The sequence below is a fragment of the Tsukamurella pseudospumae genome, from assembly GCF_001575195.1.
Classification (GTDB): Bacteria; Actinomycetota; Actinomycetes; order Mycobacteriales; family Mycobacteriaceae; genus Tsukamurella; species Tsukamurella pseudospumae.
In genome coordinates, this window is sequence record NZ_LSRF01000056.1 from 177,933 (window position 1) to 200,161 (window position 22,229).

The following is a 22,229-nucleotide window of genomic DNA, read 5'->3' on the forward strand; positions in this document are numbered from 1 at the left end:
GCTAGAGCACGAGAAGGTCACATCGTGAGCGCACCTACAGCTCGGCCCCACCCAGGGCAGAAGCCCGGGGCCCGCAAGCCCGGCGCCGGGATCTCCGGCGCGCATCCCGCCGCCTCGAAGCAGCACCCGGCGTCCGACGTCGCGAGCAGCCACCTCGAGGGCGCCCGTACCGTAGCCCCCGAGCGGGTCACCGGTGCGCAGTCGGTCGTCCGGTCGCTCGAGGAGATCGGCGTCGACACGGTCTTCGGCATTCCCGGCGGGTGCATCCTCCCGGTGTACGACCCGCTGCTCGACTCGACGAAGGTGCGGCACGTCCTGGTCCGGCACGAGCAGGGTGCGGGCCATGCCGCCACCGGCTACGCGCAGGCGACCGGCAAGGTCGGCGTGTGCATGGCCACCTCCGGTCCGGGCGCCACGAACCTGGTGACCCCGCTCGCCGATGCCCAGATGGATTCGGTCCCGATCGTCGCGATCACCGGCCAGGTCGGTCGTCCGCTGATCGGTACCGATGCCTTCCAGGAGGCCGACATCTCGGGCATCACGATGCCCGTGACCAAGCACAACTTCCTGGTCTACGACGCCGCCGATATCCCCCGCGTGATCGCCGAGGCCTTCTACTTGGCCGAGAGCGGTCGCCCGGGTGCGGTGCTGGTGGACATCCCCAAGGACGTGCTGCAGGAGGACACCGTCTTCTCCTGGCCGCCGCAGATCGACCTGCCCGGCTACCGGCCCGTCACCAAGCCGCACGGCAAGCAGATCCGCGAGGCCGCCCGCATGATCGCGGCCGCGAAGTCGCCCGTTCTGTACGTCGGCGGCGGCGTGATCAAGGCCGAGGCGTCGGAGGAGCTGCTGGCGCTGGCCGAGCTGACCGGCATTCCCGTCGTGACCACGCTGATGGCGCGTGGCGCCTTCCCGGACAGCCACCCCCAGCACATGGGCATGCCCGGCATGCACGGCACCGTCGGCGCCGTGGCCGCGCTGCAGCGCTCGGACCTGCTGATCACCCTGGGCGCGCGGTTCGACGACCGGGTCACCGGCAAGCTCGACTCGTTCGCGCCCGACGCCCGCGTGATCCACGCCGACATCGATCCGGCCGAGATCGGCAAGAACCGGTTCGCCGACGTGCCGATCGTGGGCGACTGCAAGGAGGTCATCGTCGAGCTCATCGCCGCGATCTCCGAGGACCGCGCGACGATCCCCGCTCCGGACCTGACGACCTGGTGGGAGTACCTCGACGGCATCCGCAAGACCTACCCGCTCGCCTACAACCCGTCGTCCGACGGTGCGCTGAGCCCCGAGTACGTGATCGAGCGCCTCGGCATCGCCGCCGGCCCGGACGCGGTCTACTGCGCGGGCGTCGGTCAGCACCAGATGTGGGCCGCGCAGTTCGTCAAGTACGAGAAGCCGCGCACCTGGCTGAACTCGGGCGGTCTCGGCACCATGGGCTACGCGGTTCCCGCGGCGCTCGGCGCCAAGATGGGCGCGCCGGAGAAGGAGGTCTGGGCGATCGACGGTGACGGCTGCTTCCAGATGACCAATCAGGAGCTGGCCACCGCCGCGATCGAGGGCGCGCCGATCAAGGTCGCCATCATCAACAACGGCAACCTGGGCATGGTCCGCCAGTGGCAGACGCTGTTCTACGAGCAGCGCTACTCGAGCACCGACCTGTCGACGCACTCCATGCGGATCCCCGACTTCGTCAAGCTCGGTGAGGCGATGGGCTGCGTGTCCTTCCGCTGCGAGCGGGCCGAGGACGTGGACGCGGTGATCGCCCAGGCGCGGGAGATCAACGACCGCCCGGTGGTCATCGACTTCATCGTCGGCGCCGACGCCCAGGTGTGGCCGATGGTCGCGGCGGGCACGAGCAACGACGAGATCATGGCGGCGCGGGACATCCGTCCGCTGTTCGACGAGGACGACGCGGCCGACGAGCCGGCGGTCATCCACGCCGCGATGGAGCGTTCGGAGGAGCAGAAGTGAGCACCACGCACACGCTGAGTGTCCTGGTCGAGGACCGACCGGGCGTTCTGGCCCGCGTCTCCGGCCTGTTCTCGCGCCGCGGCTTCAACATCGAATCCCTGGCGGTCGGCGGCACCGAACTCAAGGGCGTCAGCCGGATGACGATCGTCGTCACGGTCGACGAGCTCCCCCTGGAGCAGGTCACCAAGCAGCTCAACAAGCTGGTCTCGGTCCTCAAGATCGTCGAGCAGGATTCGACGTCGTCGGTGGCGCGCAAGCTGATGCTCGTCAAGGTCCGTGCCGATTCGACGACGCGCGGCCAGGTCACGGACACCGTCGACCTGTTCCGTGCCAAGATCGTGGACGTCTCGCCCGACTCGGTGACCATCGAGGCCACCGGTACGCCGGACAAGCTCGACGCGCTGCTGGCGGTCCTGGATCCCTTCGGGATCCGCGAGATCGCCCAGTCCGGCGTCATCGCGCTGGGACGCGGCCCGAAGTCGATCACCGCGACTCGCTAACTTAACTACTGCAAAATTTCCAGAAGGGACAAGGAACCACCGTGGCAATCGAACTGTTCTACGACGAGGACGCCGACCTCTCCATCATTCAGGGCAAGAAGGTCGCCGTCATCGGCTACGGCTCGCAGGGTCACGCGCACTCGCTGAGCCTCCGCGACTCGGGCGTGGACGTGCGCATCGGCCTCAAGGAGGGCTCGAAGTCGCGCGCCAAGGCCGAGGAGCAGGGCCTGACCGTGGGCACGCCGGCCGAGGTGGCCGCCTGGGCCGACGTGATCATGCTGCTCGCGCCCGACACCGCGCAGGCCGAGATCTTCAAGGCCGACATCGAGCCGAACCTCAAGGACGGCGACGCGCTGTTCTTCGGCCACGGCCTGAACATCCACTTCAAGCTGATCGAGGCCCCGGCCAATGTCACCGTCGCGATGGTCGCCCCGAAGGGCCCCGGCCACCTCGTGCGCCGCCAGTTCGTCGACGGCAAGGGCGTCCCCGCCCTCATCGCGGTGGACCAGGATCCGACCGGAGGCGGCCAGGCGCTCGCGCTGAGCTACGCCGCCGCGATCGGTGGTGCCCGCGCCGGCGTCATCAAGACCACCTTCAAGGAGGAGACCGAGACGGATCTCTTCGGTGAGCAGGCCGTGCTGTGCGGCGGCACCGAGGAGCTCGTCAAGGTCGGCTTCGAGGTGCTGGTCGAGGCCGGCTACGCCCCTGAGATGGCCTACTTCGAGTGCCTCCACGAGCTCAAGCTCATCGTCGACCTGATGTACGAGGGCGGCATCGCGCGCATGAACTACTCGGTGTCCGACACCGCGGAGTTCGGCGGCTACCTCTCGGGCCCGCGCGTCATCGACGCCGACACCAAGAAGCGCATGCAGGACATCCTCACGGACATCCAGGACGGCACCTTCGTCAAGCGCCTGGTCGCGAACGTCGAGGGCGGCAACAAGGAGCTCGAGGGCCTCCGCAAGGAGAACGCCGAGCACCCCATCGAGGTCACCGGCAAGAAGCTGCGCGACCTGATGAGTTGGGTCGATCGTCCGATCACCGAGACCGCGTAGTCTCGCAGCGCATCGCTGAGAGCCCCGCCGGACCGCCCTGGTCCAGCGGGGCTCTTGCGTTGTCGGGGAACCGCGGATAATGTATTGAACATGTTCAGTGAACCTGTTCAGTCGCGGGCGGAGGCCAAGGTCGAGACGCGCGCGCGGGTGCTCGCCGCCGCCGACCGGTCCTTCCGCGCGCGCGGTTTCGCAGGAACGACGGTGCGCGGCATCGCCGCGGACGCGGGCGTCAGTGTCGGCACGGTGATGGGGGTGGGGGACAAGGACGCGCTCCTCATCGCCATCGTCGACGAGTGGATCGCCGCGGTGCACGCCGAGCGTGCGACGGGGGAATCGCTGCCCCCGTTGGGGCGCGACGAGGCGATCGTACGGCTGGTGGGCACCGTCGAGCCCTTCGTCACCTATTTCAACGCCGACGGTGACCTCTCCCGCGAGTATGCGGCCGTCCTCGCGCGCGGGAAGCACCGCTCGCGGACCTTCGGCGACCTCGGCGACGAGTTGCAGGCCGATTTCGAGCGGATCCTGCGGGCGGCCGGGCATGCCGATCCCGGTGCCGCCGGACGCACCCTCTACTTCGTCTACATCGGCCTGCTGTTCGCGACCTCCGGCGGCGCGCTCGCCCGGGAGGCCGCGGCCGAGCGTCTGGTCGAGGCGATCATTCAGATACTGGGAGAAGGAGTTCCGCGATGACCACTGGACTGATCGACACGCCGCACTGGCCCGCACTCACCGTCGTGCTCGCCGCGGTCCTGCTCGGCGACGCGCTGCTGTCGGTGCGGCCGCCCGCGTTCATCCGGGACTGTCTCGACGGTGTCCGCCTGCCGCGGGACTGGTGGTGGATCCTGATCGCCATCAAGCTGGTCGCCGTGGCCGGCCTGCTCGTCGGCCTGCACTACCCGGGTGTCGGCGTCGCGGCGAACGTGGGCGTCGTGGCGTACTTCGTGTGCGCGGCTGTCGCGCACGTGCGGGCCCGGTTCCTCGGCACCACTTTCTGGGTGAACTGCCTGGGCATGCTCGTCCTCTCCGGAGTGGTCCTGGTGGTCTCGTACGTGTGAGGGCAGATAAACCAGCGCTGTAGCTTGTTTATCTGATAGTGTTTCGGGAATCGGCTATCACAGGCTGAACCCGCGACCAAGGAGTGAATCGATGCGGCTGGCTCTGACGCACATGTCTCGCACGATGGGGGAGCCGTTTCCCGGGCAGGCGGAGTACGAGCAGACCCTCAGCGATCTCTCCGAGGCGTCGGTCAACCGCAACTTCGATCCGTACCTCGACATCGACTGGGACGACCCCGAGCTCGCGATCGTCCCCGACGACCCGCGTTGGGTGTGCGATCCCCGATTCGATCCGATCGGCCGGCACCCGTGGTACCAGGAGCAGCCGCTCGCGAAGCAGATCGAGATCGGGATGTGGCGTCAGGCGAACGTGGCCAAGGTGGGCCTGCAGTTCGAGTCGATGCTGATCCGCGGGATCATGCAGTACACGGCCGCGCTCCCGAACAACTCGCCGGAGTTCCGCTACGCCACGCACGAGGCGAAGGAGGAGTGTCAGCACACGCTGATGTTCCAGGAGTTCGTCAACCGCGTGGGCATGGACGTCCCGGGAGGCAGTTGGTTCCTGCGCCGCATCTCGCCGATCGTGCCGCTGTTCGCCACGATGACGCCGCTGTACTTCTACATGATGGTGCTCGGCGGCGAGGAGCCGATCGACCACCTGCAGAAGCAGTTCCTGCGCTCCGGCTCCGAGCAGCACCCCGCCATGAGCTCGATCATGCAGATCCACGTGGCGGAGGAGGCCCGGCACATCGGGTTCGCGCATCAGCTGCTCGAGCACCGGATCCCCACGCGCGGCGCCTTCCCGCGGCTGGTCCTGTCGCTGATGCTGCCGCTCACCATGCGCGTCATGGTCACCATGATCATGATGCCGCCCAAGGAGTTCTGGGAGACCTTCGACATCCCGCGGTCGGTGAAGAAGGACATCTTCTGGCGCTCGGACGAGTCGCAGCAGATGAAGCGCGACGTGTTCGGCGATGTGCGCATGATGGCCGAGAAGTGCGGCCTGATCAACCCGCTCAGCAAGCTCATGTGGCGGATCTGCGGCATCGACGGGCGCGTCTCCCGCTTCCGCAGCGAGCCGGCGTACGCCGCGCAGTAACGCGACCGCCGAGGCCCCGATCTCCACTCGGAGATCGGGGCCTCGATCGTTCAGCGGCGCAGCTTCTTCAGTGCCCGCTCGGCGGCGTGGTGCCCGCACATGCCGTGCGCGGCGGGTCCGGGTGGGGTGGCGGCGGAGCAGATGTACATGCCGGGGACGCCGAGGTCGTAGGGCTGCAGGGTGATCCGGGGTCCGAAGACCAGCTGGAGCGGGTCCTTGGATCCGGTGTTGATGTCGCCGCCGACGAAGTTGGCGTTGTAGCGGGACATCTCGGTGGTGGAGCAGACGGCGGTGCCGACGATCCGGTCGCGGAAGCCGGGGGCGAAGCGCTCGATCTGGGCGATGACGGCCTCGGTGGCGTCGCCGGTGTAGCCGCCCGGGACGTGCGCGTACGACCAGACCGGGTGCACATCGCCCGCGCTGCGGGACGGGTCGGCGAGGTACTGCTGGCCGACGAGGACGAACGGATGCTCCGGCATCCTGCCGGCCGCGATGGTCCGTTCCGTCGCTGCGACTTCGGCGAACGCACCGCCCAGGTGGACGGTGCTGGACCGGTGGGCGTCGGGGTTGGTCCAGGGCACGCCGCCCTGCACGGCGAAGTCGACCTTGAACGCCCCCGGGCCGCGCCGGAAACGGCCGAAGGCGCGCCGCACCCGCGCCGGTAGCCGGTCGCCGAGAATGCTCGCGATCTGCGCTGGGTCGAGGTCGAACAGCGTGAGGTCGGTTGCGGGCAGGTTCCCGGCGGTCACCCGCGCACCCGTCTCGATCCGCCCACCCAGGTCGAGGAACTCCGCGGCCAGGGCGGCGGCGATGGCGCCCGAGCCGCCCTCCGCGACCTGCCAGCCGAAGGCATGGCCGGCGGTGAGCATTCCCTTTCCGATCGCCGAGCTCATCGGCTCGTGCAGCGGCCGGAAGGCGTGCGCCGCAACGCCGCCCCACAGGGCCCGCGCCTGCGGAGTCCGGAACGCCAGGGCCAGCGCCGTCGCCGGCAGTACGGTTGGAGCACCGAACTCCGCCAGCGCCAGGGGATGCCGCGGCACCCGCAGGAGTGACCCCAGCATCGACGGCCCGATCCTGTCGAAGTTCCGCACGGGTCGGTCGAACAGGGCGCGCCAGGCGGCACCGTCGGGCCCCATGCCGGCGGCCGTATCGCCGACGGTGCGCCGGAGTACCCCGGCCGTGCCGTCGTCGAGCGGATGCACGCACTCGACATCGGCGGAGCGCCAGCGCAGCCCGCGCTTCTCGAGGTCGATGGTGGCGAGGAAGGGCGAGCCCACGGCCATGGGGTGGATCGCGGCGCAGTGGTCGTGGATGAGGCCTTCGGCGATGCCCTCGAAGGACCGGATGCCGCCGCCGACGGTATCGGCCGCCTCCAACAGGGTGGTCTCGACGCCCGCGCGGGCGAGGGTGATCGCGGCGGCGAGCCCGTTGGGCCCGCCGCCGACGACGGTGGCAGTGGTCATCGCGCGGCGCCCACGCCGGTTCCCAGCGGGTAGCGGACGGGGTCGGAGGTCCAGGTGATCTCGCACGCCACCGGGCCGTCGGGGAGCCACGGTTGCGTGGTCACGCACTCGGTCACGCTCCAGTGCCCGCGGGCGACGACACCCAGTGCGGCGTCGATGATCTGGAAGTCCTGCGTCATCCGGGTGATCGGCTGCGACTCGGCCCACACCACGATGAGCTCGCCCGGCTCGAATCCGACCTGCTCCTGCACCGCGGCGATCAGCGTCGCGTCGTGCAGGTGCCCGTCGCCGAAGTTGAAGCCGATCAGGCTGCCGCACACCAGTTCACCCTCGCGCAGGGTGCGCTGCTCGATGTCCGGCACGTGGCTGAGAAGGGTGGAGAACAGGCCGCGGCCGTTGCTGTGCATCGCGCGCCATGCGAGGCCCTTCTGCAGCAGCACCTCGGCCCAGTCGCGGGGCGTGCCGAAGGCGACGAACTGATCGACGGTGTTGCCGACCGGCCGCTGGACGCGGTCGAGCTTCTCCTCGGCGCCGGGGGCGAGCGCCCACATGCCCGTCGCCCAATTGCCGGCGTACTGGCGCAGCGAGGGCAGGAACGAGACCTTGTCCGGGCGGATGTTGCCGAGCACGGGGAAGAACGCGAGTGCCGCGAAGACCACCAGGATGAGCCACGCCGGGCTCATGTCGAGGACCGAATAGCCGTCCTGTGCGGGGAATCCGACGAAGAGGAACAGCGAGGTGTACGCGAAGAGCAGGTTCCACTCCAGCGGCACGGCGAGCGGGAAGGTGGAGATGATGAAGAGGTGGTAGCAGACCATGAACACGGCGCAGACCACTGTGAGGGTCCGGTTCAGCGAGAACAGCAGGATCAGCGGAGCGGCGATCTCGACGACGGTGCCCAGGCCCTCCGCCATGAACCGCGCGAGGCGCGAGGGCAGGAGGTCGTTCGGCGCGTTGCGGTAGTGCGCGCGGCGCAGGCCGGTGAAGGGCATGCACGGGGAGTTGGACACCATCACGGGGATCACGTTGATGAAGTGCTTGCCGATCTTGGACAGGCCCGCACCGACCCACACGGTCACGATCAACAGCTTGAGGCCGACGATCAGCGTGGCGAAGGACAGGTACGGCAGGATCGCGAACATGACGAGCCCCGGCAGGTACTGCTCGGCGCGGGCGCCGAGGAAGATCGTTTTGTCCCGCAAGCCGATCAGTACCAGGAGCACGATCGGGGCGATCAGCGACCACGGGCGCACGAGGTCCAGCGGGGCGTCGCCGACCGTCACACCGGGAAGGGCGATCGCCAGCACGAGGGATGCCGGGAACACCAGGTACATGCCCACGTCCAGCGCGGTGCGCCGGGATCCCGCGGTGCCGGGTACCCACGTGAAGGGGCGCAGCCGGATCGTGCCGGTGCGGGCCCAGAACCGGATTCCGCCCGTCATCGGCTTGATCTTGAAGGTCAACGGCCCCCATGCCCCGGCGATGCCGATCGACTCGAGCAGCACCGTCCAGAGCACCAGCTTCTGGTAGACGATGGGCTGGTTCCACCACGTCCCGACCTCCCAGAGGTGCAGGCCGGAGGTGAGGGTGGCCGCGAGCACGCCGCCGAACGCGTAGAGCACCACCAGCTTGGCGATGTAGATGAAGTAGACGACGGTCTGCGTGCCGAAGCCGTGGTCCACCCAGTCCTGGGTGGCGAAGCGCAGGCGCTCGCGGATCGGACGCGAGAGGAACTCGTCCGGTTCGACCGGCGGCAGGTAGGGCTGGGTGAATCCCATGACGACTCCTTGGATTCGGTGAGGCGGATCAGGCGGGCAGGACGGTGGCCGCGTCGAGGCGGCGCAGGGCGGGCTTGTCGATCTTCCCGACGGGGTTCTTCGGCAGGGCGTCGACGACGGTCACGGCCACCGGCTGCTTGAACTTGGCGAGGTTGGCGGCGGTGTGCGCCAGCACGGAGCCCGGGTCGACGGTGGCGGGGGAGACGTAGAGCACCGGCACCTCGCCGTACTTCGCGTCGGGCCGGCCGATCACCGCGGCCTCGGCGACTCCGGCTGCGCCGTACACCACGGTCTCGATCTCCTTGGGGTAGATGTTCTCCCCGCCCCGGATGATCATGTCCTTCGCCCGGTCCACGAGGGTGAGGTAGCCGTCGGCGTCGAGGAATCCGACGTCGCCGGTGTGCAGCCAGCCGTCGACCAGCGTCTTCGCGGTCTCCTCGGGTCGGTTCAGGTAGCCCCGCATGATGTTCGGGCCGGCCAGGAGCACCTCGCCCGCCTCGCCGGTCGGGACCTCGCGGCCTCTGCCGTCGACGATGCGGACCCGCTGGCCCGGTAGAGCCGTGCCGACGGTGCCGGGCTTGCGCACCCCGTCGAGCGGATTGCAGGTCGCGGCGCACGTGCACTCGGATAGACCGTATCCCTCGATGAGCGGGAAGCCGTACCGGGACTCGAAGCGGTGCAGCAGCTCCCGGCTGGCCGGGGCGGCGCCGCACACGGCGAATCGGACCCGTGAGGTGTCCGGGCGGACCTCGGGCGGCAGGTCCGCGAGCATGGTGTAGATCGTGGGGACGGCCGAGAAGTAGGTGGCGCCAGTGCGTTCGACGAGGTCGAAGAAGGTCCGCGGGTCGAACCGCCCGGTGACGGTCACCCGCCCGCCGCCCGCGAGCGGGTTGAGCGTCGAGACCACGATCGCGTTGACGTGGAACAGCGGCAGGATCAGCAGGCTGTGGTCCGCCGCGCCGAACTCGAAGGCGGCGGAGGACATCTCGCTCATCACGGTGAGGTTGGCGTGATCCATCATGACGCCCTTGGGGCGGCCGGTGGTCCCGGAGGTGTAGATCAGCAATGCCAGGTCCTCGGGAACGGCCACGGGCGCAGCGGTATCGGGGGCGCGGGTGAGCAGCTCGCCGGGCGTGAGCGAGGGGACGCCGTCGAACACGGCGCCGTCGGCGGTGATGAGGACCTTCGAGCCGGCGTCGTGGATCTGGAAGCCCGCCTCGGCGGGCGTGAGGTACGGGTTGATGGGCGTGGTGGCCGCCCCGAGCCGCCATGCGGCGAACAGCCCCACCACGAGGTGGGCGGTGTTGGGGAGGCGGATGGCCACGACATCGCCGCGGCCGACGCCCGCCGCGCGCAGGCCGGCGGCGGTCCGCGTGACGGCGTCGAGGAAGGCGACGTTGTCGAGGTCGAGTTCGTCGTCGGCGAGGGCGGGGGCGTGCGGGTCCGCGGCGGCGCGGGTGTCGGGAAGCGAGGCGAAGGTGGTCACTGGGTCTCCTTGTGGTCCGTGCCGATCACGGTATGCGGATGTGAGCGGTGTCACTCCGTCCTGTGGTGATCAAGTTCTACCGGGCTTTCGTCTCCGGAAGACGAAGAATCGGCCCCGCCGGGCTTCGATGAGGGCATACCCTGACGCCGTGCGACAGACCTCGGAGCGATCGGGCTTCGGTTCCGACCCCATCGGCCGGACGGTGGCGGGGGTCCTGGGCGGTTTGGAGCAGCGCACCGTCGGCGAGCGGATGACGGCCCGGATGCTCGCGGACATCCCGGAGTTGCGCGGCGATGTCGAACTGGAGCGCGCCCTCGCCGCGAGTGTCGCCGGGAACGTCGAGACCGTCCTGCACGGCATGGTCTTCGGCGTCGACCCGGGCACGATCGAGGCACCGCTGGCGGCCCTCGCCTATCCGCGACTGCTCGCTCAACGGGGCCTGCCCGTGACCGCGCTGGTGCGTGCGTACCGGCTCGGTCAGGCCAGCATGGTGCAGCAGATGCACGCCGCGGTCCGCGCCACCGACCTCCCGCTCGAGCAGATGCTGGCGGCGCACGAGTGGATCACCGATTGGTCGTTCTCATACTCGGACACCGTGATCGAGACGGTCATCGCCGCCTACCAGCGCGAGCGCGACCGCTGGATGCAGGGCCGGTCCAGCGCCCGCGTCGCGCGGGTGCGCGAGCTGCTCGCCGGCGACGACGCCCCGGACGTCGACGCCGCGTCCACAGCCGTCGGCTACCCCCTGCGCCGGCACCACCTCGCGGTGATCGCGTGGTTCCCCGACGACGCCCCCGGGGCCGTGGACGGCGGAGATCACGTGGACCGGATGGAGTCCTTCGTCCGCGCGCTCGCGGCCGCCGTCGGCGTTGCGGAGGCCCCGCTGTTCATCACCGCGGACCACCGCACGGCCTGGGGCTGGCTCCCGCTCGCGGCCGCCGAGCCGGGGCTCGCCCGGGCGCACGCCTTCCTGACCACGCCGCCCGACGGTGCCCGACCGGGTGCCGGAGACCATGCGCCCCGGGTCGCCGTCGGGACGGTGCGTACCGGGGTCGACGGCTTCCGGCGCTCGCACCGCGAGGCCGAGGCGGTCCGGCGCACCGTCGGAGAGGGCTCCGCGGTGTTCGCCGGCGACCCGGGCGTCATGGTCGCGGCGCTGGTCGGGGCGGATCCCCTCGCCGCGCAGGCGTGGGCCCGGGACGTCCTGGGTGACCTGGCCGCCGATACCGAATCCGACGCGCGCCTGCGGGCCACGCTCGCCGTCTACCTACGGCACGGCGGCGGCTTCAAGGCGGCTGCGGAGGAGCTGAACATGCACGCCAACTCGGTGAAGTACCGGGTGCAGCGGGCGGTCGCCCGGCGGGGGCGCGAGATCGGCGCCGACCGGCTCGACATCGAGGTCGCGCTGCTCGTCCGAGACCCGGCCGGGGAGCGGGCACGCGCAGGTCATTAAGCTGGGCGGGCAACCGGCACCGTGAATGAGGAGCGCAAGTGACCCGTCCCGTGGTATTGATCGCCGACAAGCTGGCACCGTCGACAGTGGAGGCGCTCGGTGACGGCGTCGAGGTGAAGTGGGTCGACGGCCCCGATCGCCCGGCCCTGCTCGCCGCGGTCCCCGAGGCCGACGCGCTGCTGGTCCGCTCGGCGACCACCGTCGACGCGGAGGTCCTCGCGGCCGCCACCAAGCTGAAGATCGTCGCCCGCGCCGGTGTCGGCCTCGACAACGTGGACGTGCCCGCCGCCACCGAGCGCGGCGTCCTCGTGGTGAATGCCCCCACCTCGAACATCCACACCGCCGCCGAGCACGCTGTCGCGCTGATGCTCGCGACCGCGCGCCAGATCCCCGCCGCGGACAAGACCCTGCGCGAGCACACCTGGAAGCGCAGCTCGTTCAACGGCGTCGAGATCCTCGGCAAGACCGTGGGCGTCGTCGGCATGGGCCGCATCGGCCAGCTCGTGGCGCAGCGCCTCGCCGCGTTCGAGACCAAGATCATCGCGTACGACCCCTATGTCAGCCCGGCCCGCGCCGCGCAGCTCGGCATCGAGCTGGTCAGCATCGACGAGCTCGTCGAGCGCGCCGACTTCATCTCGGTGCACCTGCCCAAGACCCCGGAGACCAAGGGCCTCATCGGCCGCGAGCTCCTGGCCAAGGCCAAGCAGGGCGTCATCATCGTCAACGCCGCCCGCGGCGGCCTCGTCGACGAGCAGGCCCTCGCGGACGCGATCACCTCGGGTCGGGTCTTCGGCGCCGGCCTCGACGTCTTCGAGACCGAGCCCTGCACGGACAGCCCGCTGTTCGAGCTGCCCCAGGTCGTCGTGACGCCGCACCTCGGCGCCTCCACCTCGGAGGCCCAGGACCGCGCCGGCACCGACGTCGCCAAGAGCGTGCGTCTGGCCCTGGCCGGCGAGTTCGTCCCGGACGCCGTGAACGTCAAGGGCGGCGCCGTCGACGAGGAGGTCGCGCCCTGGCTCGAGCTCACCCGCAAGCTCGGCGTGCTGCTCGGCGGCCTGCCCGGCCAGCTGCCTGAGAAGATCGGCGTCACCGTCCGTGGTGAACTGGCCAGCGAGAACGTCGACATCCTGCAGCTCTCGGCGCTGCGCGGCCTGTTCTCCGCCGTCATCGAGGACGCGGTCACCTTCGTCAACGCCCCCGCCCTGGCGGAGGAGCGCGGGGTCACCGTCGAGCTCGAGAAGGTCTCCGAGAGCCCCAACCACCGCAGCCTCGTGGACGTGCGCGCCGTGTACGGCGATGGCACGGTCGCGAACGTCTCGGGCACCCTGTCGGGCCTGGGCCGGGTGGAGAAGGTCACCAACATCAACGGCCGCAACTTCGACCTGCGCGCCGAGGGCCTGAACCTGTTCATCGCCTACGGCGACAAGCCGGGCTCACTGGGCAAGATCGGCACCCTGCTCGGCGACGCCGGCATCGACATCCAGGCCGCCGCACTCAGCCAGGACGCGGAGGGTACGGGCGCGACGGTGCTGCTGCGCGTCAGCCAGGAGGTCCCGGCGGATCTGCAGCAGACGATCGGCGAGGCCGTCGCCGCCACCACGATCGCCGCGGTGGACCTGTCGTGAAGCTCGCGGTGATCGGCGGGGACGGCATCGGCCCCGAGGTGACGGACGAGGCGCTCAAGGTGCTGCGTGCGGTCGTCGGCGAGATCGAGACCACCGACTACGACCTGGGCGCGCGGCGCTACGAGCGCAACGGCGAGCTGCTCACCGACGAGGATCTGGCGTCGCTGCGCGAGCACGACGCGATCCTGCTCGGCGCGATCGGCGATCCGCGCAAGGTGCCGCCCGGCATCCTCGAGCGGGGCCTGCTGCTGACGATGCGCTTCGCGCTGGATCACCACGTCAACCTGCGCCCGTCGAAGCTCTTCCCCGGCGTCGAGTCGCCCCTGAAGAACCCCGGCGAGATCGACTTCGTCGTGGTCCGTGAGGGCACCGAGGGCGCGTACACCGGCAACGGCGGCGCGATCCGCGTGGGTACGCCGCAGGAGGTCGCCAACGAGACCTCGGTCAACACGCGCTTCGGCGCGGAGCGCGTCGTGCGCTTCGCCTTCCGGCTCGCGCAAACCCGCCGGAAGAAGCTGACGCTCGTGCACAAGACCAACGTGCTCGTGCACGGCGGCGGGCTGTGGCAGCGCACCGTCGACGAGGTCGCGACCGAGTTCCCCGATGTGGCCGTGGATTACAGCCACATCGACGCGGCCACGATCTACCTGGTGACCGACCCGTCGCGCTTCGACGTGATCGTGACGGACAACCTCTTCGGCGACATTCTCACCGACGAGGCCGGAGCGATCTCCGGCGGCATCGGCCTCGCCGCGTCGGGCAACATCGACGCGACGGGCACCAACCCGTCGATGTTCGAGCCCGTGCACGGCAGCGCCCCCGACATCGTCGGCCAGGGCGTCGCGGATCCCACCGCGGCCATCCTGTCCGCGGCGATGCTGCTGCGGCACTTGGGGAACGAGGACGGCGCCGCCCGGATCGAGGACGCGGTGACCGCCGACCTCGCCGCCCGCGGCGACGCCCCCATCCGCACCACCGAGGTCGGCGACCGCATCGCCGCCGCCCTCACCGCGTAACCGCACCCTCCTGACTCAACAGCGTTAGCCCATACCTCCACCTGCGGGTTCTGTACGGGCTGACGCTGTTGAGTCGTTTTCAGGGGGTCGACGGTGCCGCCTCCGGCAGGTCCGCGGGCTTCGCGTCGGAGGGGACCAGCGGGTAGGCGAGCAGCGGTGCCAGCGCGACGATCGCGAAGGCGGCGCCGAAACTCGTGGCGTGGATCAGCGCGCCGAGGATCGGCCCGGAGGCGGTCGTGGCGACGAACTGTCCCGTGTTCTGGATGCCCAGCGCGCGGCCGCTGTAGAACGGGCCGGCCTTCTCGGCGATCGCGGTGAAGGCCAGACCGTTGTCGGCGACGGTGACCACCGAGGCGATCAGGAACACCACGACGGCGGCGGGGGAGCCGATCGCGGCGAGCGCACCCAGCCCGCCCACCGCTGCGGCGGCAGCCAGCGCGATCCACCGGATCGGGGCGGTGCGCGATCCCAGCCGGTCCGACCACGCACCCGCGGCGATCCGCCCGAGAGCGCCGAAGAGCTGACTCGCGGACACCAGGAGTCCTGCGGTGGCCGGCGCCCAGTGCAGCCCGACGATCAGCCACGTGATGCCCCAGGTCCAGATGGCGCCCTGCGGCAGCACCAGCAGCAGCGAGACGGCGTGGATGCGGGCGAGGAAACCGTCCTCCCGGTAGGGGTTCGCCTGCGCCGCACTCGCCTCCGGCCCGGCTTCGGGGCGGGGCGGGTCGATGATGAACGCCCACACCAGGATCAGCGACACCACGGCCACAACCAGCGGGACCGTCATCGCCGCGGTGAGTCCGATGCGGTTCGCCAGCAACGGCATTGTCAGCGACAGGATCGCGATGCCCAGGGGTTGCGAGGTCTGCCTGATCCCCATGGCGGTGCCGCGGCTGGACGCGGGGAACCATCCGACCACGATCCGGCCGCTGGCACCGTTCCCGCTGGCGGCCATCGCGGAGGCGAAGAAGAGGCCGATCGCCGACAGGTACAGCGGGGCGTGCGCCGCGAACGACGCGACGGTGACCGCCAGCCCGATCACCGCGCCCGCCATGCTGATCAGCAGGATCCGCCGCTCTCCGTACCGGTCGATGAGTGCGCCCCACAGGATCGTCGTGAGCAACAGGCCCGCGGGTGCTGCGGCGGCGAACAGACCCGCGCTCTGCACCGGGAGGCCGTTGCGGATGAGCTGCGGGATGAGGAACGCGGTGCAGTTCACGGCGGCGGTCGTGGTGATCGCGGCGGTCATGGACACCACCAGGATCCACCAGCGGCGGGCGGCTGACATCTCCATATCAATCCCAATCAGTGGAACGCTCGGCTTACATTGTGAGATGAAGCCTAGCTGATCGAAGTATTGCCGTCGACCGGTAGGCTCGCCGTATGCGCCTTGCACGAATCGCCAGCAGTGACGGAGTCGCGTTCGCGGCCATCGAGGGTGACCCGGAGGACGGTGCTCGGGCCCGCGAGATCTCCGAGCATCCTTTCGGCACACCGGAGTTCACCGGTCGCAGCTGGGCGCTCGACGACGTGCGCCTGCTCGCCCCGATCCTCGCCAGCAAGGTGGTGTGCATCGGCAAGAACTACGCGGCGCACGCCGCGGAGATGGGCGGCGAGGCGCCGAAGGATCCGGTGATCTTCATCAAGCCGAACACCTCGATCATCGGACCGTTGGCGCCGATCAAGCTGCCCCGCAGCTCGCAGCAGGTGGACTACGAGGGTGAGCTCGCCGTCGTCATCGGCCAGCCGTGCCGCGACGTACCGGCCGCCCGCGCGAAGGACGTCATCCTCGGCTACACCGTCGCCAACGACGTGACCGCGCGCGATCAGCAGCGGCACGACGGTCAGTGGACGCGCGGCAAGGGCTACGACACCTTCTGCCCGCTCGGCCCGTGGATCGAGACGGAGTTCGACCCGTCGGACGCGCGGATCTACACCGAACTCGACGGCCAGATCAAGCAGGACTCCCGCACCTCGCTGATGATCCACTCCATCGGCGACATCGTCGAGTGGATCTCCTCGGTCATGACGCTGCTGCCCGGCGATGTCATCCTCACCGGCACGCCGGAGGGCGTCGGTCCCATCACCGCGGGCCAGCACGTGGCCGTCACCGTCGAGGGGATCGGTACGCTCACCAGCCTCGCCGAGGACCGCTGAACGGACTCAGTCGGCTTTGACGGCGAGCACGGGGATCGGCGAGTTCAGGATCAGCCGCTGGCTCACGCTGCCCAGCACGGCCTTGCTCACGCGGGACCGCCGCCGGACGGCGATGACGAGGCGCGTAGCGGCGCGCTCATCGATCTCGTCGAGGACGGCGTCGACGGGATCGCGGTCGCCGCGTCCGATGCGATCGACGACGGTGATCGGTACCTGTCCTTCGACGCCGGAGATGTCGAGTCTGGTCAGGCCCAGGTTGACGGCGACCAGATCGGTGCCGAGGGACCTCGCCTCCTCGACGCCGGCCCGTAATGCGACGGGGCCCTCGCTGGTACCGGGTACCGCGACGATGACGGTCATGTCTTCTCCTTCTGCAGGGTGGGTCGGTCAGCGGAAGTCACCGCGGGAGAAGGACTCCTCGAGGTCCTCCAGTGAGCGACCGCTGGTGTTGGGCAGGGTCTTGTAGATGAGGAAGCCGAACAGCGCGCAGACGACGAAGAAGGTGCCGTAGGTCCCGACGATGCCGCCGACCTTGATCAGGGTGGGGAACAGCTGCCCGACGAGCGCGTTGGTCAGCCACAGCACCAGGACGGACAGGCCCATGCCGAAACCGCGCAGCCGCAGCGGGAAGAGCTCGGACAGGCACACCCAGACCGGCACGTTCAACGCCGTCTGCATCGCGAGGACGAACAGGGCGACGAAGATCAACACCGCGTAGGCCTGGACCTTGCCGTCCGGCAGGACGAGGGCCGACAGCACCGTCAGGCCGTGGCAGACCGTCACGCCGATCATGCCCAGGATGATGAGCGTGCGGCGCGGGACCCGATCGATGAGGACGAACAGGCAGATGGCGCTGCCTACCACCGCGGAGACGCCCATGAAGATGTTCGCGATGGGGGCGGCGCTGTCGCTGAAGCCCGCGGTCTTGAGCATCTCGGTGCCGTAGTACATGACGGAGTTGATGCCGGTGAGCTGCTGGGCGATCGCGAGGATCACGGCGGCCAGCATGATGCGGCGCACCCACGGGATGGCCAGATCGGCCCAGCCGCCCGTCTGCGCGGCCTCCTCCTCGTGCGCGAGGTGCTCCACCTCGGCCATCTCGGCCCGCGCGCGGTCCTCCGTGCGGACCTGCATCAGGACGGCGAGCGCATCGTCGTGGCGGCCCTTCGAGATGTACCAACGGGGCGATTCGGGCATCCGCAGCATGCCGATGAACAGGCAGATGGCGGGAACCGCGCACACGGCGAGCATGATCCGCCAGACGCCCGCATGCCCGTCGGGGTTCGAATCCGAGAGCGGCGGCCAGACTGCGGCGATGATCGCGTTGATGACGAAGGCGAGGAGCTGGCCCACGACGATCGCGAGTTCGTTGCGGCCGCCGAGCGCGCCGCGGCGTTCCGTCGGCGCGAGCTCGGACAGGTAGACGGGGACGACCACGGACGCGCCGCCGACGGCGAGGCCCAGGATGAACCGGGCCGGCAGCATCACGCCGAGGCTGTTCGCGAACACGGCGCCCATGGTTCCGACGAAGAACACGACGGCCAGGATGATCATCGTCCGCCGGCGGCCGATGGCGTCGGCGAGCCGGCCGCATACCAGCGCCCCGACCGCCGCGCCGACCAGGAGGGTGCTCACCACGAGCCCCTCGGTGGTGGTCGTGAGCCCCAGGTCGTGCTTCATCGGCTCCAGGGCGCCGTTGAGCACGCCGGTGTCGTAGCCGAAGAGCAGGCCGCCGAAGGTCGCGACCACCGCGACGAGGTCCATCCGTCGCTGGTGGGGCCCCGGTCTCAGCGCAGGCAGTGCTGTTCCGCCCTCCGGTGTGCCGGTGCTTCCGTGAGTCATCATGGAGTCCTTCCCGCTGTCCGCGTGAGGTACATCACAGCAGACGCCGAATGAGTTTGACAAGCTCTTCCGAGACATTGAACGAATGTCAGGACATTTAAGTTGATCGTCTGGCATCCTCGAGGTGTTCGCACGGTGCGGGTGGATGACGGAGGTGGCGCAGGATGCTCGAAGAGGTACAGCAGGACCCGACCCCGGTGCGGGTCGCCGTGATCGGGATGGGCTGGATGGGAAGGGTGCACGCACAGGCTTACACCCGTGTGCCGCACCACTATCCGGAAGGTCCCGCCGTTCCGGTGCTAGCCGCGGTCGCCGACGACGTCCCGGGCCGCGCGCAGGTCTTCGCCTCGCGGTTCGGGGCGGGCACCGCGGTCACCGATTGGCGCGAGATCCTCGAGGATCCCTCCATCGACGCGGTCTCCGTGACGGTGCCCAACTTCCTGCATCGCGAGATCGGGGTCGCGGTGCTCGACGCCGGCAAGCACCTCTGGATCGAGAAGCCCGTGGGCCTCACCGAGGCCGACGCCGCCGCGGTCGCAGGAGCGGCGGCGCGCAACGACCGACGCACGGCGGTCGGCTTCAACTACCGCAATGCGCCCGCCGTGGAAGCGGCGCGCGCGATCATCGCCGACGGTGGCCTCGGCACCGTCACCCACGCCCGCTTCCGCCTGTTCAGCGACTACGCCGCACACCCCGACGGTGCCCTCACGTGGCGCTACCAGCGCGCCTGCGGCGGCAACGGCGTGCTCGGCGACCTCGGTTCGCACGGGGTCGACCTGGTCACGCACCTGCTCGGCGACATCGACGCACTCGTCGCCGATACCGCGGTCTTCATTCCGGAACGTGCGGAGCCCACCGGTGCCACGTCCGGGCATCAACTCGCCGCGTCCGGCGTGCGCGGACCCGTCGAGAACGAGGACTACCTCTCCGCGCAGCTGCGGCTCGCCTCGGGTGCGCGGTGCGTGCTGGAGGCCAGCCGGGTCGCGGTGGGGGAGCAGAACTCCTACGGGTTCGAGGTCCACGGCACGGCCGGTATGGTGCGCTGGGACTACCGGCGGATGGGCGAGCTCGAGACCGCGCTCGGGTCCGCGTACCAGGATCAGGCGGTCTCGACGGTGCACGTCGGGCCCGGCAGCGGTGACTACGCCGCGTTCCAGCCGGGCGCGGCGAATCCCATGGGGTACGACGACCTCAAGGTGATAGAGGCGCAGCGCTTCCTCCGGTCGATCGTCACCGGCGTGCCCGAGGGCGCCACCGTCGAGGACGCCGTGCGGAGCGCCCGGGCCCTCGACGCGATGACGCGATCGGTCGACGAGGCGCGCTGGGTCACCCTGGGATAGCAGGTCCCGCACGGGCGCCGACGGTCCACGGACCGCCGGCGCCCTCGTCGTCGGGCGCGCGGATCAGTCGAGCGAGGCGGTCAGTGCGGCGTCCGCCGCCCTGAGCACCTCGGCCGCAACGGCGACGCCCTCCTCGCGCCCGAGTTCGGTGTCCTCGTGCTCGATGTTGACGAGCATGTCCGGATCGACCTCGTGCAGGGCGCGGAGGAACTCGGTCCAGTACGCGGTGTCGTGCCCCTTGCCGAGCGCGACGAAGTCCCATGCCGACTGCTTCGGCCACTCGTTCGCCCATTCGTCGCCGCCGAGATTGGTGCGCGCCTCGTCGGGACGCAGGCGGCGGAAGGAATTGTCCAGCACCCCGTTCAGCGCCGCGTACTGCGGGTTGACGCGGACGTCCTTCGCAGCCGCGTGCACCACGAGGTCGCCCAGGTGCCGGACGACGGCGACCGGGTCCATCTGCTGCCAGAACAGGTGCGACGCATCGAGTTCGACGCCCAGGTGGGTCGACCCGGTGCGCTCCACCAACTCGAGCATCGTGGCGCTGTTGAAGACGACGTTCTGCGGGTGCAGCTCCAGGGCCACCTTGACGCCGTGTTCGGCTGCGAGACGATCGGTCTCGCGCCAGAAGTCCGTGGCGATCTCCCACTGGTGGTCGAGGACGTCGAGCGCGGCGGAGTTCCAGGCGTTGATCACCCAGTTCTGGTGCAGTGCACCGGGGTCGCCGCCGGGCAGGCCGGACATGGTCACGACGCGGCTCTGGCCGAGGCGGGCCGCGAGTCGGATCGAGCGGTGGATATCGTCCGCGTGCTTGCCGCCGATCGCGCGGTTCGGGTGCAGCGGGTTGCCGTTGCAGTTGAGCCCGGCGATGCTCACGCCGGTGCCCTCGAAGATCCCGAGGTAGTCGTCGCGGGCGGCGTCACTGCCGAGGATGTCGGCGATGTTCGGAACATGCACGGGCGGGAGGAAGCCGCCGGTGTTCAGCTCGATGCCGGTGAGGCCGACATCGGCGATCGCTCGGAGCGCGTCCGGCAGTGGGCGGTCGTGGAAGATGGCGTTGTACAGGCCGAGTTTCATGAATCTCTCCTCAGAGATGGTTCCGGTTCGGGGGTCAGGTGTTGTCGATCGCCGACGCCATGTCCACGGGCGTGCCGCCGGCGGCGGCGGATCGGGCCACCGCGTCGAGCAGTTCCATGTTGTGCAGGCCGTCGGTGAAATCGGCGTTCCGCGGCAGCGAGTCGCTCGCCGACAGTCCGGCGACCTCTTCGAGGAAGGCGCGCGCCTGGAAGACGAAGCCGTCGTTCTGGCCGATGCCGACGCCGGGGGCGTCCATCGCGAGCCCGCCGCGCCAGTAGGGATGTGCGGGTCCGAGGATCACCGTGCGCGGGCCGGCGAGGGCGTCCTCGTCCTCGGGCAGCCACACCTGCACCTGCCCCGGGAACCGGAAGTCGAAGGCGGCGGAACCACGCTCGCAGAACACCTCGAACTTCAGCGTGTTCGGGTGCCCGGCGGCGACGCGCGAGACCTGCAGGGCGCCGGTCCCGCCGCCCGCGAAGTCGACGAAGAAGCCTGCCACGTCGTCGTTGTCGACGGTGTCCCGCTCGTCGCCGACCGCTCCGTGCTCGTGACCGATCACCCGCCCCAGTGGTACCGGGCGGGTCGGGAACGCGGTGTGCAGGGTCGCGCCGCGGACGGTCGCAACGGGGCCGCCGAACAGCTCCGCGACATAGGTGAGGTGGCTGCCGACGTCGGCGAGTGCGCCGGAGCCGCTGGGGCCCTTGAACCGCCAGCTGATGGGCCCGTCGGGGTCGCACGCGTAGTCGGTCCAGTAGGCGCCGTCGAAGTTGATGAGCGCGCCCAGGCGGCCGCTGCGGACGAGACCGGCGAGGAACGCGATGCCGGGGGAGCGCAGGTAGGTCAGGCCGATCCTCCCGAGTACGCCGCGCTCGGCTGCCACGTCGGCGGCGGCGACCATGGCGCGGGCGTCGTCGAGCGTGTCCGACAGCGGCTTCTCGCACAGCACGTGCTTGCCCGCGGCGAGGAGGGCGTCGACGATCTCGCGGTGCAGCGCGTTCGCCACGACGACGCTGACGACGTCGATGTCGTCAGCGGCGGCGATCGCCTGCCAGGACGTGTCGTGCCGCTCGAAGCCGAACCGCCGCGCGGCGTCCTCGGCCAGGGGCTCGTAGGCGTCCGCGACGGACACCAGTCGTACGCCGGGGAGACCGGGGCCGTACACGGCCGTCGCGGCTCGGTAACCGGCGGCGTGCGCCTTGCCCGCCATGCCTGCGCCGATGACCGCGACGCCGATGCTGTTGCTGCTCATGTTCCTCCTTCACGGGGTTGCTGCGATCTCCGTCACGGCCTACTGTTGCGATGAGTT

The 22,229-nt window shown here is 69.9% G+C and carries 19 protein-coding genes; 11 read left to right on the forward strand and 8 right to left on the reverse strand.

All coding sequences use genetic code 11. The features are described from left to right. Window positions 1-24: 24 nt before the first annotated feature. The 6 genes from AXK60_RS15295 to AXK60_RS15320 all read left to right on the forward strand — a co-directional run bounded on the left by AXK60_RS15295 (window position 25) and on the right by AXK60_RS15320 (window position 5,689). A complete protein-coding gene (locus AXK60_RS15295; protein WP_068572212.1) occupies window positions 25-1,980 on the forward strand; it encodes an acetolactate synthase large subunit in 1,956 nt (651 codons plus the stop codon). Beyond that, on the forward strand, window positions 1,977-2,480 hold the full coding sequence (ilvN, locus tag AXK60_RS15300; RefSeq protein WP_068572215.1) for an acetolactate synthase small subunit: 504 nt from the start codon (window positions 1,977-1,979) through the stop codon (window positions 2,478-2,480). The genes AXK60_RS15295 and ilvN overlap by 4 nt, the downstream gene beginning before the upstream one ends. 41 nt (window positions 2,481-2,521) lie before the next feature. Beyond that, window positions 2,522-3,535 carry a ketol-acid reductoisomerase gene (gene ilvC, locus AXK60_RS15305; RefSeq protein WP_068572216.1) on the forward strand — a complete coding sequence of 338 codons (1,014 nt, stop codon included), beginning with the start codon at window positions 2,522-2,524 and terminating at the stop codon, window positions 3,533-3,535. A gap of 90 nt (window positions 3,536-3,625) precedes the next feature. After that, window positions 3,626-4,225, forward strand: a complete 600-nt coding sequence (locus tag AXK60_RS15310; RefSeq protein WP_068572219.1) for a TetR/AcrR family transcriptional regulator — start codon at window positions 3,626-3,628, stop codon at window positions 4,223-4,225. Further along, on the forward strand, window positions 4,222-4,590 hold the full coding sequence (locus AXK60_RS15315) for a DoxX family protein (protein ID WP_068572221.1): 369 nt from the start codon (window positions 4,222-4,224) through the stop codon (window positions 4,588-4,590). The genes AXK60_RS15310 and AXK60_RS15315 overlap by 4 nt, the downstream gene beginning before the upstream one ends. 91 nt (window positions 4,591-4,681) lie before the next feature. Further along, window positions 4,682-5,689, forward strand: coding sequence for an AurF N-oxygenase family protein (locus AXK60_RS15320; RefSeq protein WP_068572224.1), 1,008 nt, complete (start codon window positions 4,682-4,684; stop codon window positions 5,687-5,689). A 50-nt stretch (window positions 5,690-5,739) separates the two neighbouring features. On the opposite strand, the gene AXK60_RS15325 is transcribed toward AXK60_RS15320, so the two are convergent. Genes AXK60_RS15325 through AXK60_RS15335 form a run of 3 tightly spaced genes read right to left on the reverse strand, consistent with a single transcriptional unit; the run spans window position 5,740 to window position 10,416 of the window. After that, window positions 5,740-7,152 carry a phytoene desaturase family protein gene (locus AXK60_RS15325; protein WP_068572227.1) on the reverse strand — a complete coding sequence of 471 codons (1,413 nt, stop codon included), beginning with the start codon at window positions 7,150-7,152 and terminating at the stop codon, window positions 5,740-5,742. Next, window positions 7,149-8,930 (reverse strand): DUF3556 domain-containing protein, encoded by a 1,782-nt coding sequence (locus AXK60_RS15330; protein WP_068572229.1) that lies wholly within the window; start codon window positions 8,928-8,930, stop codon window positions 7,149-7,151. The genes AXK60_RS15325 and AXK60_RS15330 overlap by 4 nt, the downstream gene beginning before the upstream one ends. A 28-nt stretch (window positions 8,931-8,958) precedes the next feature. Next, window positions 8,959-10,416 (reverse strand): class I adenylate-forming enzyme family protein, encoded by a 1,458-nt coding sequence (locus tag AXK60_RS15335; protein ID WP_068572231.1) that lies wholly within the window; start codon window positions 10,414-10,416, stop codon window positions 8,959-8,961. A gap of 148 nt (window positions 10,417-10,564) precedes the next feature. Between AXK60_RS15335 and AXK60_RS15340 the strand changes: the two genes are divergently transcribed. From AXK60_RS15340 to AXK60_RS15350, 3 genes are read left to right on the forward strand one after another with little or no spacing between them, the layout of a single operon-like run. Continuing rightward, the gene (locus AXK60_RS15340) at window positions 10,565-11,869 is read left to right on the forward strand and encodes a PucR family transcriptional regulator (RefSeq protein ID WP_068572233.1); all 1,305 of its coding nucleotides are present in this window, start codon (window positions 10,565-10,567) and stop codon (window positions 11,867-11,869) included. Between the two features lie 38 nt (window positions 11,870-11,907). Next, the gene (gene serA, locus AXK60_RS15345) at window positions 11,908-13,494 is read left to right on the forward strand and encodes a phosphoglycerate dehydrogenase (RefSeq protein WP_068572235.1); all 1,587 of its coding nucleotides are present in this window, start codon (window positions 11,908-11,910) and stop codon (window positions 13,492-13,494) included. Next, entirely contained in the window at window positions 13,491-14,510 is a 1,020-nt protein-coding gene (locus AXK60_RS15350; protein WP_068572236.1) for a 3-isopropylmalate dehydrogenase, read from the forward strand. Before serA ends, AXK60_RS15350 begins: the two co-directional genes overlap by 4 nt. A 79-nt stretch (window positions 14,511-14,589) precedes the next feature. Here the strand turns inward: AXK60_RS15350 and AXK60_RS15355 are convergent, their stop codons facing one another. Further along, on the reverse strand, window positions 14,590-15,804 hold the full coding sequence (locus AXK60_RS15355; protein WP_068572238.1) for an MFS transporter: 1,215 nt from the start codon (window positions 15,802-15,804) through the stop codon (window positions 14,590-14,592). A gap of 89 nt (window positions 15,805-15,893) precedes the next feature. On the opposite strand from AXK60_RS15355, the gene AXK60_RS15360 reads away from it, so the two are divergent. After that, the gene (locus AXK60_RS15360) at window positions 15,894-16,667 is read left to right on the forward strand and encodes a fumarylacetoacetate hydrolase family protein (protein ID WP_068572239.1); all 774 of its coding nucleotides are present in this window, start codon (window positions 15,894-15,896) and stop codon (window positions 16,665-16,667) included. A gap of 6 nt (window positions 16,668-16,673) precedes the next feature. Here the strand turns inward: AXK60_RS15360 and AXK60_RS15365 are convergent, their stop codons facing one another. Both AXK60_RS15365 and AXK60_RS15370 read right to left on the reverse strand, forming a co-directional pair. After that, the gene (locus tag AXK60_RS15365) at window positions 16,674-17,027 is read right to left on the reverse strand and encodes a universal stress protein (protein ID WP_068572240.1); all 354 of its coding nucleotides are present in this window, start codon (window positions 17,025-17,027) and stop codon (window positions 16,674-16,676) included. A 27-nt stretch (window positions 17,028-17,054) separates the two neighbouring features. After that, window positions 17,055-18,509, reverse strand: coding sequence for a sugar porter family MFS transporter (locus AXK60_RS15370; protein ID WP_068572863.1), 1,455 nt, complete (start codon window positions 18,507-18,509; stop codon window positions 17,055-17,057). 164 nt (window positions 18,510-18,673) lie between these two features. Here AXK60_RS15370 and AXK60_RS15375 point away from each other — a divergent pair, with 164 nt between their 5' ends. Beyond that, window positions 18,674-19,849: a Gfo/Idh/MocA family protein gene (locus AXK60_RS15375; protein ID WP_068572241.1), complete on the forward strand. Its 1,176-nt coding sequence runs from the start codon at window positions 18,674-18,676 to the stop codon at window positions 19,847-19,849. A 63-nt stretch (window positions 19,850-19,912) separates the two neighbouring features. On the opposite strand, the gene AXK60_RS15380 is transcribed toward AXK60_RS15375, so the two are convergent. Both AXK60_RS15380 and AXK60_RS15385 read right to left on the reverse strand, forming a co-directional pair. Further along, window positions 19,913-20,923, reverse strand: a complete 1,011-nt coding sequence (locus AXK60_RS15380; protein ID WP_068572242.1) for a sugar phosphate isomerase/epimerase family protein — start codon at window positions 20,921-20,923, stop codon at window positions 19,913-19,915. A 34-nt stretch (window positions 20,924-20,957) separates the two neighbouring features. Continuing rightward, window positions 20,958-22,172 carry a Gfo/Idh/MocA family protein gene (locus AXK60_RS15385; RefSeq protein ID WP_068572243.1) on the reverse strand — a complete coding sequence of 405 codons (1,215 nt, stop codon included), beginning with the start codon at window positions 22,170-22,172 and terminating at the stop codon, window positions 20,958-20,960. Window positions 22,173-22,229: the final 57 nt, after the last annotated feature.

What these genes read in the sequence shown, in the direction of transcription:
- AXK60_RS15370 (WP_068572863.1), bottom strand. Translation starts at nt 18,509, where the DNA reads ATGACTCACGGAAGCACCGGCACACCGGAGGGCGGAACAGCACTGCCT.
- AXK60_RS15320 (WP_068572224.1), top strand. Translation starts at nt 4,682, where the DNA reads ATGCGGCTGGCTCTGACGCACATGTCTCGCACGATGGGGGAGCCGTTT.
- AXK60_RS15385 (WP_068572243.1), bottom strand. Translation starts at nt 22,172, where the DNA reads ATGAGCAGCAACAGCATCGGCGTCGCGGTCATCGGCGCAGGCATGGCG.
- AXK60_RS15365 (WP_068572240.1), bottom strand. Translation starts at nt 17,027, where the DNA reads ATGACCGTCATCGTCGCGGTACCCGGTACCAGCGAGGGCCCCGTCGCA.
- AXK60_RS15315 (WP_068572221.1), top strand. Translation starts at nt 4,222, where the DNA reads ATGACCACTGGACTGATCGACACGCCGCACTGGCCCGCACTCACCGTC.
- AXK60_RS15310 (WP_068572219.1), top strand. Translation starts at nt 3,626, where the DNA reads ATGTTCAGTGAACCTGTTCAGTCGCGGGCGGAGGCCAAGGTCGAGACG.
- AXK60_RS15360 (WP_068572239.1), top strand. Translation starts at nt 15,894, where the DNA reads ATGCGCCTTGCACGAATCGCCAGCAGTGACGGAGTCGCGTTCGCGGCC.
- AXK60_RS15355 (WP_068572238.1), bottom strand. Translation starts at nt 15,804, where the DNA reads ATGGAGATGTCAGCCGCCCGCCGCTGGTGGATCCTGGTGGTGTCCATG.
- AXK60_RS15330 (WP_068572229.1), bottom strand. Translation starts at nt 8,930, where the DNA reads ATGGGATTCACCCAGCCCTACCTGCCGCCGGTCGAACCGGACGAGTTC.
- AXK60_RS15375 (WP_068572241.1), top strand. Translation starts at nt 18,674, where the DNA reads ATGCTCGAAGAGGTACAGCAGGACCCGACCCCGGTGCGGGTCGCCGTG.
- AXK60_RS15380 (WP_068572242.1), bottom strand. Translation starts at nt 20,923, where the DNA reads ATGAAACTCGGCCTGTACAACGCCATCTTCCACGACCGCCCACTGCCG.
- AXK60_RS15325 (WP_068572227.1), bottom strand. Translation starts at nt 7,152, where the DNA reads ATGACCACTGCCACCGTCGTCGGCGGCGGGCCCAACGGGCTCGCCGCC.